Annotated in this window: 10 protein-coding genes; 3 read left to right on the top strand and 7 right to left on the bottom strand. The window is 59.1% G+C overall.

Annotated features, from left to right (window positions below):
- Positions 1 to 74: 74 nt before the first annotated feature.
- The 6 genes from HALA3H3_RS10340 to HALA3H3_RS10315 all read right to left on the bottom strand — a co-directional run bounded on the left by HALA3H3_RS10340 (position 75) and on the right by HALA3H3_RS10315 (position 8,110).
- Positions 75 to 704, bottom strand: a complete 630-nt coding sequence (locus tag HALA3H3_RS10340) for a sarcosine oxidase subunit gamma (protein ID WP_022521485.1) — start codon at positions 702 to 704, stop codon at positions 75 to 77.
- On the bottom strand, positions 697 to 3,747 hold the full coding sequence (locus HALA3H3_RS10335; RefSeq protein WP_022521484.1) for a sarcosine oxidase subunit alpha family protein: 3,051 nt from the start codon (positions 3,745 to 3,747) through the stop codon (positions 697 to 699). Before HALA3H3_RS10335 ends, HALA3H3_RS10340 begins: the two co-directional genes overlap by 8 nt.
- Complete coding sequence (locus tag HALA3H3_RS10330) at positions 3,744 to 4,085, bottom strand: sarcosine oxidase subunit delta (RefSeq protein ID WP_022521483.1); 342 nt, start codon at positions 4,083 to 4,085, stop codon at positions 3,744 to 3,746. The genes HALA3H3_RS10335 and HALA3H3_RS10330 overlap by 4 nt, the downstream gene beginning before the upstream one ends.
- Before the next feature lie 24 nt (positions 4,086 to 4,109).
- Positions 4,110 to 5,360 carry a sarcosine oxidase subunit beta family protein gene (locus HALA3H3_RS10325; RefSeq protein ID WP_022521482.1) on the bottom strand — a complete coding sequence of 417 codons (1,251 nt, stop codon included), beginning with the start codon at positions 5,358 to 5,360 and terminating at the stop codon, positions 4,110 to 4,112.
- A 47-nt stretch (positions 5,361 to 5,407) separates the two neighbouring features.
- A complete protein-coding gene (gene glyA / locus HALA3H3_RS10320; protein ID WP_022521481.1) occupies positions 5,408 to 6,721 on the bottom strand; it encodes a serine hydroxymethyltransferase in 1,314 nt (437 codons plus the stop codon).
- Between the two features lie 282 nt (positions 6,722 to 7,003).
- The gene (locus HALA3H3_RS10315) at positions 7,004 to 8,110 is read right to left on the bottom strand and encodes an FAD-binding oxidoreductase (protein WP_053857164.1); all 1,107 of its coding nucleotides are present in this window, start codon (positions 8,108 to 8,110) and stop codon (positions 7,004 to 7,006) included.
- Between the two features lie 362 nt (positions 8,111 to 8,472).
- Between HALA3H3_RS10315 and HALA3H3_RS10310 the strand changes: the two genes are divergently transcribed.
- The 3 genes from HALA3H3_RS10310 (at position 8,473) to HALA3H3_RS10300 (ending at position 12,722) form a co-directional block, all read left to right on the top strand.
- Entirely contained in the window at positions 8,473 to 9,759 is a 1,287-nt protein-coding gene (locus tag HALA3H3_RS10310; protein WP_053856948.1) for an aromatic ring-hydroxylating oxygenase subunit alpha, read from the top strand.
- 133 nt (positions 9,760 to 9,892) lie between these two features.
- The gene (locus HALA3H3_RS10305; RefSeq protein ID WP_022521478.1) at positions 9,893 to 10,528 is read left to right on the top strand and encodes a TetR/AcrR family transcriptional regulator; all 636 of its coding nucleotides are present in this window, start codon (positions 9,893 to 9,895) and stop codon (positions 10,526 to 10,528) included.
- Positions 10,529 to 10,685: 157 nt separating this feature from the next.
- A complete protein-coding gene (locus tag HALA3H3_RS10300; protein WP_022521477.1) occupies positions 10,686 to 12,722 on the top strand; it encodes an NADH:flavin oxidoreductase in 2,037 nt (678 codons plus the stop codon).
- On the opposite strand, the gene fdhF is transcribed toward HALA3H3_RS10300, so the two are convergent.
- On the bottom strand, positions 12,719 to 15,604 hold the full coding sequence (gene fdhF / locus HALA3H3_RS10295) for a formate dehydrogenase subunit alpha (RefSeq protein WP_238326080.1): 2,886 nt from the start codon (positions 15,602 to 15,604) through the stop codon (positions 12,719 to 12,721). The two genes, HALA3H3_RS10300 and fdhF, sit on opposite strands and share 4 nt — an antisense overlap.
- Positions 15,605 to 15,614 lie beyond the last annotated feature (10 nt).

Genomic DNA, 15,614 nt, shown 5'->3' with positions numbered 1-15,614 from the left:
GCTTCTCAGTTAGCGGCAGACCGTTGCGGAAGATCATAACGGCCGGAACAGCGCTCCGGCCTGCCCGCTTATTGTTATACGTTAATGCCGAATTCTGCCCCGGCATCCAGCAACCAGCGGTAGCAGTAGTCGGCAAAGCTGCGCCGCACCACTAACTCCCAGCGCTCTTCACTGGGACGACGAAGAATAGTGGTCGCCTTAGCGAAGACGGTAGTGACACCTTTCCCCACCGGGAAATTGCTGGGATGAACATCGTAGATCACCGTTTTCATCAACAGCTCTCGGGCTGCTTCGCCGGAAAGCTCTAATAGCGTCTGGCCGCCGCTGACGTCGCTAATCGCGAAGTGGGCACTGCCCAATTGCTCGCGCAGCTTGGTCTCCAGTGGAAACTCTTCGCCACCTGGCACGATGACCAGCCACTCGTCCGGGGAGAGCCACTGGATAGAACGTTCACCGCTGGCATCTTGTACCAACGCCTGGGGTTGCCCAGGCAAGCTGATTCCCAGCACGTCGCGCACCGCCTCGTCGAGCACGATGGCACCACCCCGCAGGATCAAATGCCCAAGCATTGCCCGCTCGCGCAGCTGAAGCCGGCTTGGGCCGCCGGTCTGGGGCGCACCGCTGCGACGATAGCTATAGGCTAACGGGGATTCTACCGGGATAGCGGTATCAGTACGGGTGTCGAAAGTGGCCGCGTTAGACATGCTGGCGCTCTCCCTTGGGGTCGTAGAAAATGGTGCTGACGATTTCAGCCTCATGGGTTTGCCCATCCGCCATGGGCAGGTAAACCGTTTCACCCAACTTCTGATGGCCACCCTTAACCACCGCTAGCGCAAACCCTGAATCCAGAATCGGGCTGTAGTAGCTGGAGGTAACATGCCCCACCATGGGCATAGGAATCGCATGCTTAGGATCAAGCACGATCTGAGCGCCCTCTTCGAGGATCACCTTCGGATCCTTGGGCCGGAGCCCCACCAACTGCTTGCGGTTTTCGCGTTTGGTGTCACTGCGCGTCAGGGCCCGCTTACCAATCCATGAGTAGGGTTTGTCGTAGCCAACGCACCACTGCATGCCTAAGTCTTCCGGCGTAACGGAGCCGTCGGTTTCCTGACCCACGATGATGAAGCCCTTTTCAGCGCGCAGAACGTGCATGGTTTCGGTGCCATAGGGCGTCAAGCCATACTTCTCGCCATGCTTGAACAGGGTCTGCCACACATGCATGGCGTAGTTTGCCTGAACGTTGATCTCGAAGGTCAGCTCGCCGGTAAAGGAGATGCGAAAGACCCGTGCAGGCACCCCCGCCACTTTCCCAGATCGCCAATCCATAAACTTAAAGCTATCGCGGTCAAGATCGAGATCACTGATCTCAGCGAGCAGCTTGCGCGCTTCCGGGCCGGTGATCGTCATGGTGGCCCAGTGGTCAGTCACTGAAGAGAAGTAGACATCCAGTTCCGGCCATTCGGTCTGATGCCACAACTCCAGCCACTCGAGGATGGCCGCCGCGCCACCGGTGGTGGTGGTCATCAAAAAGTGATTTTCAGCCAGACAGCTGGTCACACCGTCGTCGGTGACCATGCCATCGTCTTTGCACATCAGGCCGTAGCGGCACTTGCCGACTGCCAGCTTCTCCCACTTGTTGGTATAAATCCGCGCCAGAAACTCACGCGCATCTGGCCCTTGAATATCGATCTTGCCAAGCGTCGAGGCATCGAGAATACCGACCTTCTCGCGCACTGCCAGACACTCGCGAGCCACTGCCTCGTGCATCGTCTCGGTTTTGCCATTCACCTTCTGTGGGTAGTACCAGGGGCGCTTCCACTGGCCGACGTCCTCGAACTCGGCGCCACGCTCCACGTGCCACTGGTGAAGCGCGGTGTAGCGTTCGGGATCGAACAAATCACGGCAGTGGCGACCGACGATGGCGCCGAAGGTCACCGGGGTATAGTTGGGGCGAAACACCGTGGTGCCCACCTCGGGAATGGAGCGATTCAAGCAACGGGCGGCAATCGCCATGCCGTTGATGTTGCCCAGCTTGCCCTGATCCGTACCGAAGCCCATCGCGGTATAGCGCTTGATGTGCTCGATGGACTCGAAGCCTTCCCGGGTCGCAAGCTCGATGCCCGCCGCGGTGACGTCGTTCTGCAGGTCGACGAACTGCTTGGGGCCGCGCAGCGTGGGCTTCTCGTGAGGCACCTGGAAGAGCGCCACCGCAGGCCCTTGCTGCAGACGTTCAGCGCTCGGCAGAGTAACCGTCTGAACGGCATGGCCCATGGCGGCCGCTGCCTTGATGCCCGCCTCGACACCTTCCGCCAGCACGTCACCCAGGGCATAGCAGCCGTTGGCACCGCCACAGGCCTGAACGCCCTTCACCAACCCCGGCACGAAGCCGAGAATATCGTCGCGCCAGGTAGGCCGCGCGCCAGTGTGGGATGCCAAGTGAATCACCGGGCTGTAGCCGCCGGAGCTGGCGATGGTGTCGCAGGCCAACTCCTGAACCGGGCCGGTCACTTTGAAAGCGCCAATATCAATCTTGGCGACCCGGGCTGCAGTAACCCTATTGCTGCCCTTCGCCTCGATAACGGCGCTGCCCGTAATAATCTTGATGCCCTGGGCGCGAGCGGCATCGACCCAATCGCCCGCCGGCGCCTCGCGGGCGTCCACGATAGCGACGACCTCACAGCCAGCCTCTTTCCAGTCCAGGGCAGCGCGGTAGCCGTAGTCGTTGCTGGTGGAGAGTACCAGCTTGCGGCCCGGTGCCACGCCATAGCGTCGGATGTAGGTCGACACAGCGCCAGCCAGCAGGTTGCCCGGCACGTCATTGCCCGCGTAGACCAGCGGACGCTCGTGGGCGCCCGTGGACAGGATCACCTGACCAGCGCGTACCCGGTGCAGGCGCGCACGTACCTGACGGTGGCCATTTTCCACCGGCGCCGTATCGCCCAGGTGTTCGGTGCGCCGCTCATGCAGGGTAACGAAATTGTGATCGTGATAACCGTTGGCCGTGGTACGCGGCAGCAGCGTGACGTTCTCGCAGCCCGCCAATTCGTCCATCACCCGGGCAACCCACTGATCCGCCGGTTTGCCTTCCAGGGTTTCACGACTGGCCAGCAGCGATCCGCCCATTTCTTCCTGCTCATCGGCCACCATCACCCGAGCGCCGCTGCGCGCGGCGGCCAGCGCTGCCGCCAGACCCGCGGCGCCTGCGCCGACGACCAGCACATCGCAGTGCTGATTGAAGTGATCATAGTTATCCGGATCGGCTTCCATGGGGCTGCGACCCAGCCCCGCCGCCTTGCGGATGTACTTCTCGTAGGTCAGCCACATCGAGGCCGGCGCCATAAAGGTCTTGTAGTAGAAGCCCGGCGGCATGAACTGCCCGCCCAGCTTGCCGAACAGGCCCATCAGGTCGCGCTGTACGTTCGGCCAGCCATTGGTACTGCTGGCGGTCAGGCCGTCATATAGCGCCTGCTGGGTGGCGCGTACATTGGGCACCTGGGCCGCTTCACTGCTGCCTAACTGTACGATGGCATTGGGCTCCTCGGCGCCCGCAGCGACAATGCCGCGGGGCCGCGAGTATTTAAAGCTGCGGTTAACGATATCCACACCGTTAGCCAACAGCGCCGAGGCCAGAGTATCCCCGGGATGCCCTTGGTATCGCTGGCCGTTAAAGGTAAAGCTCAACGTGCGGGAGCGATCGATACGGCCACCCGTGTTAAGGCGGTACACTTGTTGCTTGGACTGGCTCATGCCCGCACTCCTTCTTGTTGGCTTACCGCAGCGCCCTCGCGGGCCTGGCTCTGGCTATCAGCGGTAATCGACGGCTGCTCGCCCATTTTGTAAGTCTCGAGAATCTCGTAGCTCACGGTGTGACGCGTCACGTTGAAAAACTTGCGGCAACCCACCGCATGCACCCACATTTCATGGTGAACGCCACGGGGGTTGTCACGGAAGAACAGGTAATCCCCCCACTCTTCGTCACTACACGCCTCGGGCTCCTTGGGGCGCTCGATATGCGCCTGGCCCTTGGGGTGGAATTCCTCTTCCTCACGGTGTTCGCCGCAGTAGGGGCAGTAGATATAGAACATGCGAATACTCCTCTCGTATGAACCCTAGTGGGCCACGCCGGCAGCGCCGTGTTCGTCGATCAGCGCACCGCTATGGAAGCGGAACATGGAGAACGGCTCGGCGATGGGGTGCATTTCCCCCTTGGCCAGGCTGGCAGCGAATACATGCCCCGACCCTGGTGTGGCTTTGAAGCCGCCGGTACCCCAGCCGCAGTTGAAGTACAGACCCTTCACCGGCGTTTTAGAGATAATCGGACAGGCATCCGGGCAAGTATCGACGATACCGCCCCACTGACGGTTCATGCGTACCCGAGAGAAGATCGGGAACATTTCAACGATCGCCTGGAGCGTGTGCTCCACGGTGGGATAACTGCCGCGTTGACCATAGCCGTTATAACCGTCGATGCCTGCGCCAATCACCAGGTCGCCCTTGTCGGACTGGCTGATGTAGCCATGCACCTGGTTCGACATCACCACCGTATCGAGAATAGGTTTGATCGGCTCAGAGACTAAGGCTTGCAGCGGATGGGACTCCAACGGCAAGTTAAAGCCGCCCATTTTGGCCAGCACGGAGGAGTTACCGGCAGTCACACAACCGACGGTTTTGGCTTCAATATCGCCACGGTTGGTGTGTACACCGTAGATCTGGCCATCACGAATTTTGAAGCCGGTGACTTCGGTCTGCTGGAGAATATCCACGCCGTGGGCATCGGCACCGCGAGCATAGCCCCAGGCCACGGCATCGTGGCGAGCCACCCCCGCGCGCGGCTGCCAGGAGGCACCCATTACCGGGTAACGCGCGCTTTTGGAGCAGTCCATAATCGGCACTAGCTCCTGCACTCCTTTGGCGTCTAAAACTTCACCGTCAATGCCATTCAGCCGATTGGCATTCACCCGACGCTGGATATCGCGCATGTCCTGCAGGGTATGCCCCAGGTTGAGCACCCCCCGCTGGGAGAACATGACGTTGTAGTTAAGGTCTTGGGAAAGCCCTTCCCACAGTTTCATGGCGTGTTCGTAAAGCGCAGCGGATTCGTCCCATAAGTAGTTGGAACGCACAATGGTGGTATTACGGGCGGTATTACCACCGCCCAGCCAGCCTTTCTCAATCACCACCACGTTCTTGACGCCGAACTCTTTCGCCAAATAGTAGGCCGTGGCCAAGCCGTGACCGCCACCACCGACGATGATTACATCGTACTGCTTCTTGGGTGTGGGGTTGCGCCACTGGCGCTCCCAGTTCTCGTGGTGGCTCAGCGCGTGCTTGACCAGGCCGAAGCCGGAATAGCGTTGCATAGTGGTCTCCTCAGTTCAGCCGCGCCGGGCCCTGCCGGCAAGCCGATTCAAGCAATGGATTCGACGGCTTCAGCGGCGGACTCAGCGTAGACAGGATGCTGGGCACACACGTCGGTCACTTTGGCTTGCACCTCGGCTTCAATGGAAGCCGTGTCTTTGCCTGCAGCCAGCTCGTCCAGGATGTCGCAAATCCAGTCCGCTAGTTCGCTACACTCCTCAGCATCGAAGCCGCGCGTGGTGACCGCAGGGGTGCCGATACGCAGGCCGGAAGTCACGAAGGGGCTTTGGGGATCATTAGGCACCGTATTCTTATTAACGGTGATATGCGCGCGGCCAAGGGCTGCATCCGCATCTTTACCGGTAATGCCCTGGCGGATAAGCGAAACCAAAAAGAGGTGGTCGTCGGTGCCGCCGGACACCACGTCGTAGCCACGCTCCATAAACACCTTGGCCATGGCCTGAGCGTTATCGATCACCTGCTGCTGGTAGCGCACAAACTCCTGGTTCATGGCTTCCTTAAACGCCACCGCCTTAGCGGCAATAACATGCATCAGCGGGCCGCCCTGCTGGCCTGGGAAAACCGCGCCATTAAGCTTTTTATACAGCGCTTCGTCGCCATCGGCGGAGAGAATCAAGCCGCCGCGGGGGCCGCGCAGCGTTTTATGGGTGGTGGTAGTTACCACATGAGCGTAAGGGAGCGGGCTCGGATAGAGGCCAGCGGCTACCAGGCCAGCGACGTGGGCCATATCGACCATCAACCAGGCGCCTACCTCATCGGCGATGGCGCGAAAACGCCGCCAATCCACCACGCGAGAGTAAGCGGAGAAACCCGCGATGATCATCTTCGGCTGGTGCTCGCGAGCTAAGCGCTCGACTTCTTCGTAATCGATCTCGCCGGTTTCCGGCTTGAGGCCATACTGCACGGCGTTGTAATGCTTACCCGAAAAGTTGGGTGCAGCACCATGGGTTAAGTGGCCGCCGTGGGCCAGACTCATACCCAATACCGTATCGCCCGGCGATACCAGTGCCATGAACACAGCGGCATTGGCCTGGGCGCCGGAGTGCGGCTGCACATTGGCATAATTGGCACTAAAAAGGTGGCAAGCCCGCTCAATTGCCAAGGCTTCAACCTTGTCAACGAACTCACAGCCACCGTAGTAACGGCGACCTGGATAGCCTTCTGCATACTTGTTGGTCAGCTGTGTACCTTGCGCTTCCATGACAAGTTTGCTGGTATAATTTTCGGAGGCGATTAATTCAATATGCGCTTCTTGGCGAACCGTTTCTTCAGCAATTGCTTCAGCAAGCAACGTGTCGTAACTGGCCAAACGTGCATTGGGGGAAAAATTATTCTGAAGCATTACCGCCTCCTCATTAGTCACTTTTTTATTAAGTGCTGGATATACTCTTTAATGCTGATAAACCCCGGCCGCTAACCAAAGTCCCTATCAACGCGTTCTTACCGCGATACTATCGTTGGAGTCCGGGCCCAAGATGCTTGCCGACGTCACCACGCGATGTATTTGCGACATCGGCAAGATTTAGCCAATAACACGGCTGACGCCGCCCAAAAAGCAAAGCGCCCTAGACGGGAATTAACCGTTTAGGGCGCTTAAAACTAGGCAGCAAGGTGCTTGCCGGGGCTAAAAATCGACGATTAAATCCCCCTTCGGCCGACTGCAGCACGACAGGATATAGCCTTCTTCGGCATCCTCATCGGTAATGCCGCCGTTATGCTCCATTTCCACTTCTCCCGACTTGAGCTCCACTCGGCAAGTACCGCAAATCCCCATGCCACAAGCTTTGGGGATATGCAGACCCAGCTTGGCCGCCGCCGCATGAACCGTCTCCCCCGGCTGAATACGCACACTTTTCCCTGAAGAGGCAAACTCGATACTAAACAAGTCGCTGGTGTCGACATTTTCGGCATCAACCTCTGCCTGTTCGGCCAGCTCAAGGACATCTTCACGTACCTCAACCGGCGTAGCGCCAAACGACTCCTCATGGTAGTGATCCATGTTGAAGTTGTTGGCACGAAGAATATTTTTGATGGCGTTCATGTAAGGGGTCGGGCCGCAGCAGAATATCTCCCGCTCCATAAAGTCCGGCACAATGAGTTCGAACAGCGGCTGGGTAAGGTAGCCACGGTAGCCGGCCCAGGCCTCGCCGATATCCTCTTTGTTCTCGCAAATAATATGCAGCTTGAACTCGGGAATACGCGAAAACATATGCACCAGTTCACGATGATAAATCACATCGCGAGGGGCACGGGCGCTGTGTATAAATTCAACGTCAACAGCGGCGTTGGTATCAAACAGCCAGCGCGTCATGGACATCAATGGGGTAATGCCCACCCCGCCAGAGAGAAACAACACTTTTTCGGCAGGAAAATCAATGGAATTGAAGTTGCCTACCGGGCCATGCACGACCAGCTCGTCGCCCACTTTTAGGTTCGCATGCAGCCAGTTGGATACCTTGCCCCCTGGCACTTGTTTAACGGTGATTGAAAAGCTGTAAGGGATGGAGGGAGAGCTGGAAATGGTATAGGAGCGCATGATCGGCTGATTATCAATCTCCAGCTCCAGCGTCACGAACTGACCGGGCTTGAAGAAGAACAGTACAGGCTGCTCGGCCATGAAGCAGAACGTGCGCACATCCTGGGTTTCTTGAATCACCTTGACGCAACGCACCTGGTGGCGGCCGTTGGTCCAGGTTTGGGTCGTGACCGGATTGAAAAAATTAGTTGTCATTGTCGCCTCTGCCTGACCAGCCTTCATCACCATGCATCGCCGAACCGTATTTGCGATACGGTCAGCACCTTTGAGCTGCATTTTGGGGACGCGCCTGCCGACCGACTTACCTGACAGCGACTCGCACTTACCTCGTGCCACTCTTTATCGCTTAGAAACCTCTTTTTTCGTCGCCACTACGCCACCTAATGTCGCGGGCAGATAACTGGCAGGGAGTAGCCTGCAACACAATCTGTCCCTGACGTCAGACCACATTTGAATAAAACGCCAGGTTACGCAACAGAACAACAAGATAAACAATCTTGACTAACGGCCGACTCGCAGTCCTAGAGGGGAAAGCGGTGGTTTACGAGGATACTGGTATGCAAAAGTACGTGTTAAACACAATGGATGACCCGCTCGTCGCGGCCCGTGAGTCAACGGCCAATATGCTGCAAACGAGGGAGCGCACCTTTTCACTTCCGCAGCCGTTTTATAACGATGCCCGCCTGTTTGCGATTGATATGCAAGAGGTTTTCGAGAAAGAGTGGCTATTCGCAGGAATGACATGCGAGATCCCCACCAAGGGTAACTTCATGACATTGGATATCGGTGACAACCCCGTTGTCATCGTACGCGGTGGTGAAGGTACCATTCATGCCTTTCACAATGTCTGCCGCCACCGCGGTTCGCGCCTTTGCGTAAAGGATAAAGGCAAAGTGGCAAAACTTGTTTGCCCCTATCACCAGTGGACTTACGAGCTTGATGGTCGCTTGCTGTTTGCCGGCAGCGATATGGGCACTGATTTCAACCTGGATCAGTTTGGCCTCAAGCCGGTCAGCATTTGCACCGCCGGCGGCTTCATCTTTATCAACTTAAGCGACAACCCGCCTCCCATGGATGACTTTCTGGAAACGCTTGAGCACTATCTTGAGCCCTACCAGATGGACAACGTTAAGGTCGCCACCGAGTCCAGTATCGTCGAGCAAGCCAACTGGAAGCTGGTCATCGAAAATAACCGCGAGTGCTATCACTGCAACGGCGCACACCCTGAGCTGCTGAATTCATTGCAAGAGTTTGATGACACCGAGGATCCGCGGGCAACGCCTGCCTACAAGGAGCTGGTGGCCCGCAAGCAGGCAGATTGGGATCAGGAGCGGGTGCCCTACCAACTGACGCGGCTTGGCCATCAGAACCGTCTGACCCGCACGCCGCTGTTGGATGGCATTGTCTCCATGACAATGGACGGTAAACCCGGCTGCAAGAAGCTGATGGGTCGCCTGAAAAGTCCCGACATGGGTTCTCTGCGCATCCTGCATCTGCCCAATTCATGGAATCACTTCATGGGTGATCACGCGGTGGTGTTCCGCGTACTTCCCCTTGGCCCGCAGCAAACCGTGGTGACCACCAAGTGGCTGGTTCACAAGGATGCGGTAGAAGGCGTTGACTACGACCCCGAACAGCTGCGCCGCGTCTGGGATGCCACCAACGACCAGGATCGCCAACTGGCCGAAGAGAACCAGCGCGGCATCAACTCCAAGGCCTACCAACCCGGCCCTTACTCTGAAACCTATGAGTTCGGGGTTATCGATTTTGTCGACTGGTACGCCAACCGGGTGCTTGAGAACCTAGGATATGAGGCTCCGACGTTGCACTTAGCCCAAGGTTAAAACTTGAAGGATCCAGGCAGCGACGTTTACCGCCACTAGGACTTAGCCAGAGTAGCTGGCAACGTGTACACATAAGAGACACCTGTGTACACTTTGCCACGCTATTCCTGGACTATTCTTAGAGACCTGCTCAATGCCATCCACCGATATTCCCGCTGCCAAGGGTTCTCAAGACGTCTGGCTCGACGCGGCGTTTGAGCTGCTACTCGAATCGGGCGTCGACAGCGTGCGCATTCTTCCCCTGGCCAAGCGACTAAAGCTTTCTCGCACCAGCTTCTACTGGTTCTTCAAGGATCGCGAGGCACTACTGGAGGCACTGATCGCACGCTGGCGTGAAAAGAATACCCAGGGGCTAGTAAATCAGACCGAAGCCTATGCCGAGAATATCGTCGAGGCGATGCTCAATGTCTTCGACTGTTGGCTGGATCCTAAGCTGTTCGACTCCCCGCTAGAGTTCGCCATGCGTAGTTGGGCGCTACAGTCAGCATCAGTAGTGAGTGAAATCGATACGGCTGATGCCACCCGTATCGAAGCACTGGCGCGGATGTTCCAGCGTTACGGCTATGATCCGCTGGCGGCCAACGTTCGGGGCCGCACCATCTACCTAACCCAGATCGGCTATATCTCGATGAAGACCCAGGAACCGCTCGAAGTGCGCATGCAGCGCATCCCCGCCTATGTCGAAATTTTCACCGGCCAGCCGCCCGGTTCCAGGGAATTGCAACGCTTCTATGCCCGCCATGGATATTCTCCAACCGGCACCGGCTAGCCCACGGCAAGCCTAATCGGCTAACGCCACCCACCCCGCCGCCGTCTTAACGGTCGAACATGCTCGCCCCTCAATGTACATTGATGAACATTATATTGACATCAATGAACACTAGCGCCTAGATTTATCAAATACACAACAAAATGGCGTCCTGTCCATGTTTAACGATCCGCTACTGCAGCCCTTTCAGCTAAAGCACCTGACCCTGAAAAACAGGCTTATGGTGACAGCCCATGAGCCCGCTTATCCTGAGGACGGGATGCCCAAGGCACTCTACCGTGCCTACCACGTCGAGCGCGCCAAGGCAGGCCTTGGCCTGACCATGACCGCTGGATCCGCGGCGGTGGCCAAGGACAGCCCTCCCGTGTTCAACAACATCCTCGCCTATAAGGATGAAGTGGTGCCGTGGATGCGCGAGCTGACCGACGCCTGCCACGAGCACGGCACCGCAGTGATGATCCAGTTGACCCACCTGGGCCGGCGCACCCGTTGGGACAAGGGCGATTGGCTGCCAGCGGTATCGTCTTCGCATCGTCGCGAGGCGTCCCACCGCGCTTTTCCCAAGCAGGTCGAGGAGTGGGATATCGAGCGCCTGATCCGCGACTACGCCGATGCCGCCGAACGCATGCACGCCGCCGGCCTCGATGGCATCGAGCTGCAGGCCTATGGCCACCTGATGGATCAGTTCTGGTCGCCACTGACCAATACCCTTGAGGGGCCTTATGGAGGGGATCTCGATAATCGGCTGCGTTTCACCTTCGAGGTGCTGCGCGCCATTCGCCAGCGGGTTGGCGAGGCGTTCATCGTGGGCGTGCGCTACACCGGCGACGAGATGCTGCCGGGTGGGCTGACGTCCGGCGACGGGATGGAGATCTCACGGCGCTTAAAGGACAGCGGTCTGGTCGACTTTCTCAACGTGGTTCGTGGCCACATCGACACAGATGCGGGGCTCACCGACGTGATTCCCATCCAGGGCATGCCCAGCGCCCCGCACCTGGATTTCGCCGGTAAAATACGTCGCGAGATCGACTTTCCCACCTTCCATGGCGCCAAGATCCAGGATGTCGCCACTGCCCGTTATGCCATCGCCTCAGGCAAGGTCGACATGATCGGCATGACTCGCGCCCACATGGCCGACCCGCACATCGTGCGCAAGATCATAGAAGGCCGCGAAGAAGATATTCGCCCCTGTGTCGGTGCCAACTACTGTCTGGACCGTATCTATCAGGGTGGCGCCGCCTACTGCATCCACAACGCCGCCACCGGGCGCGAAACCAGCATGCCCCACACTATCCCTAGGGCAGCGCAGCAACGTCGGGTGGTGATCATTGGCGCCGGGCCAGCGGGGCTCGAAGCCGCCCGGGTCGCCGGCGAGCGGGGCCATTCGGTGGTGGTACTGGAAGCTGCCAGCGATGCAGGCGGGCAGGTGCGACTCTCAGCCCTGAGCGAGCGGCGACGCGAGATGCTGGGCATCATCGATTGGCGCTTAGCGCAGTGCGACGCGCTGGGTGTCGAGATCCGCTACAACGTCTGGGCCGAGGTGGAGGACGTGCTCGCCGAGCTGCCGGACGTGGTGATCGTGGCCACCGGCGGCTATCCCATGGAAGATCAGCCTGAGGTCGGGCACGATCTGGTGGTCAACACTTGGGATATCCTCTCAGGGCATGTGCCGCCTGGCAAACGGGTATTGCTGTTCGACGATGCAGGCGACCATGCCGCCCTGCAGGCGGCCGAGATCATTGCCGCCGCGGGGGGCGAAGTGGAGATCATGACGCCGGATCGCACCTTCTCCGCAGAGATCATGGCCATGAACCTGGTGCCCTACATGCGTGCCCTACAGCGCCCCAACGTCACCTTCACAACCACTTACCGGCTGAAGTCCGTGCAGCGTAATGGAAGCGAGCTACTGGCCAAGATCACCAGCGACTACATGGATCTGGAGCACGAACGGCGCATCGACCAGGTAGTGGTCAACTACGGCATCACGCCCATGGCCGACATCTATTTCGAGCTCAAACCGCACGCCAGCAATGGCGGCGAGGTGAACTACGATGACCTGATCGTGGGCAACCCTCAGCGCGTCATCAACAATCCGGATGGCCATTTCCAGCTGTTCCGGATCGGCGATGCCGTCGAGTCCCGGAACACCCACGCGGCCATCTACGACGCGCTCAGGTTGGTCAAGGACATTTAATACAGCGTCCTACTTTCCACCTCCATTGCTCCTCCATCGACGGGCTCTTTTCCGGCAGAAACAAGGCGACAGGCGGCATACTTGAACTCCGGAATCTTGCCATAAGGATCCAGTGCAGGGTTGGTTAACAAGTTCGCCGCTGCTTCCCCGTAACAGAAGGGCACGAAAACCATCCCCTCCGGCATTCCCGGATCCGTCCTCGCTTTGAGAGTGATGGAACCCCGCCGGGTGGCGATCGTCAGATCATCGCCCGGCGCCATTCCCAATCGAATAAACTCAGCGGGGGCCAGGCTGGCTACGGCTTCCGGCTCCAGGTCATCAAGCACTTTGGCGCGCCGGGTCATCGAACCGGTATGCCAGTGCTCTAACTGACGCCCGGTGGTCAGTACCGTTGGGTAGTCGTTATCGACCGGCTCATCCGGTGGCAGCGGGCGCGTGGGGGCGAACTTCGCCCGACCGCTGGCGGTGGGAAAAGCATCGCTGAAGACCACGTCTTGCCCTGGCGCGTCCTCCGCTGGGCAGGGGTAGGTCACCGACTGCTCGCGCTCCAAACGCTCCCAGGAAATATGGTCGAGAGAGGCCATGCCTTGCTTCATCTCGGAGAAGACGTCCCGCGGATGCTGGTAATCCCAGTCCAGGCCAAAGCGTTTGGCGATTTCCTGGATAATCCACCAGTCCGGCTTGGCCTGGCCCGGTAGCGGCAACGCCGCGCGCCCCATCTGCACTTGCCGATTGGTGTTGGTGACGGTGCCATTTTTCTCAGGCCAGGCGGAGGCAGGCAGAATGACATCGGCAAACTGGGCAGTCTCGGTGACAAACAGATCCTGCACCACCAGGTGCTCCAGCTTGGCCAGGGCGGCCCGGGCATGAGCGAGATCCGGGTCGGACATCGCCGGGTTTTCACCCTGGATATACATGCCGCGAATGGTGCCCGCGGTGATAGCGTCCATAATTTCCACCACGGTGAGGCCGGGCGTGGGATCCAGTTTGGTATTCCACAGTTCTTCGAACGCCGCACGAACCTGATCATCATTGACCGGCTGGTAGTCGGGCATGACCATGGGTATCAGCCCGGCATCAGAAGCCCCCTGAACGTTGTTCTGCCCCCGCAAAGGGTGCAGGCCGGTGCCGGGGCGACCGGTCTGGCCGCAGGCCAACGCCAGCGAGATCAGACAGCGGGCGTTATCGGTGCCGTGGGTGTGCTGGGAAATGCCCATGCCCCAGAAAATCATCGCCCGCTCAGCGTTGGCATACAGCCTTGCCACGTCGCGGATGGTCTCGGGCTCAACACCGCATAGGCCGCTCATCGCTTCGGGGGTCATATCCACCGTGTGCAATTTAAGGGCCTCAAAGCCCTCGGTATGCTCGGCGATATAGGCCGTGTCATACAGTTCTTCGCTGATGACCACATTGAGGATGGCATTGAACAGCGCCACGTCGGCGCCCGGCGAAAAACGTACGCTCAGGTGGGCATAGGCATCCAGCGACTGGCCACGGGGGTCGAGGATCACGATCTTGGTGCCACGCTTGGCGGCCTGCTTGAAGAAAGTGGCCGCCACCGGGTGATTCACAGCCGGGTTGCAGCCGGTAAGAATCACCACATCGGCCTGGCTTGCCTGCATAAAGGAGGCGGTGACCGAGCCTGAGCCAATACACTCCATGAGTGCCGCCACGGAGCTTGCATGGCACAAGCGGGTGCAGTGATCCACATGGTTGGAGCCGAAGCCGGTACGCACCAGTTTCTGGAATAGCCACGCCTCTTCGTTGGAGCACTTGGCGCTACCGAATCCCGCCAGGGCATCAGGGCCATGGGCCGCTTTAAGGTTCACAAGCCCGCTGGCGGCAACCTCAAGGGCTTCGTCCCAGCTCGCCTCGCGGAAATGCGTCAGCGGCTTGGCGGGATCGAAGTCCGGGTCGAGCCCCTTGGCGACACCCTCGCGACGAATCAGCGGAGTAACAAGCCGGGATGGATGGCGCGGATAGTCATAGCCGAAGCGGCCTTTGACACATAGCCGGTTCTCGTTAGAGGGGCCGTCGCGACCCTCCACATAAAGGATCTCATCATCCTTGATATGGTAGGTAAGCTGGCAACCCACCCCGCAGTAGGGGCATACCGAATCGACCTTGCGGTCAGCCACCGCAGAATCGCCGCGGCCCGCCTGATCGACCAGGGTAGCGGGCATCAGGGCGCCGGTGGGGCAGGCCTGAACGCACTCTCCACAGGCTACGCAGGTGCTATCCCCCATGGGATCGTCGAAATCAAACACGATTTTGGATGCCGCACCGCGGTGGGCCAGGCCGATCACGTCGTTAACCTGTACTTCGCGACAGGCGCGCACACACAGGTTGCACTCGATGCAGGCGTCAAGATTGACGCGCATGGCGGAGTGGCTGCTGTCTTGTTCCAGGCTTTCCACCCGGGACGCCACATGATGTACGGTGGGCGCCTCGCGCTCTTCGCGCCTGGGCAGTTTACGGAGCACCGCCGTGGCATCAATGGCCAACTGGTCAGCCATGGCCCAAAAGTGGCTTGAGCTGTCGGGGCTCTCTTCCCGCTCAGGCTGGTCGACCAGCAGCATCTCCATGACCATCTTGCGGGCAGTATGCGCCCGTTCGGAGTTGGCGCTCTTGACCACCATGCCAGGGGCTGCCTCACGGAGACAGCTGGCGGCCAGGGTGCGCTCGCCCTCGATTTCCACCATACAGGCGCGGCAATTGCCGTCGGCGCGGTAACCGCTTGTGTCCTTAAAACAGAGATGGGGAATGGTCTCGCCGGCGCGCTTGGCCACCTGCCAGAGGCTTTCACCGGGGGTTGCACTCACCTCAACGCCATCCAGCGTCAAGGTAAAGCTTTTGCCTGGGTTTTGTTCGCTCATGCTCATGTTCATCCCC

This window comes from Halomonas sp. A3H3 (assembly GCF_000982975.1).
GTDB classification, from domain to species: domain Bacteria; phylum Pseudomonadota; class Gammaproteobacteria; order Pseudomonadales; family Halomonadaceae; genus Vreelandella; species Vreelandella titanicae.
The sequence above is the reverse complement of the archived record's forward strand: the minus strand, read 5'-3'. Positions and strand labels throughout refer to the sequence as shown.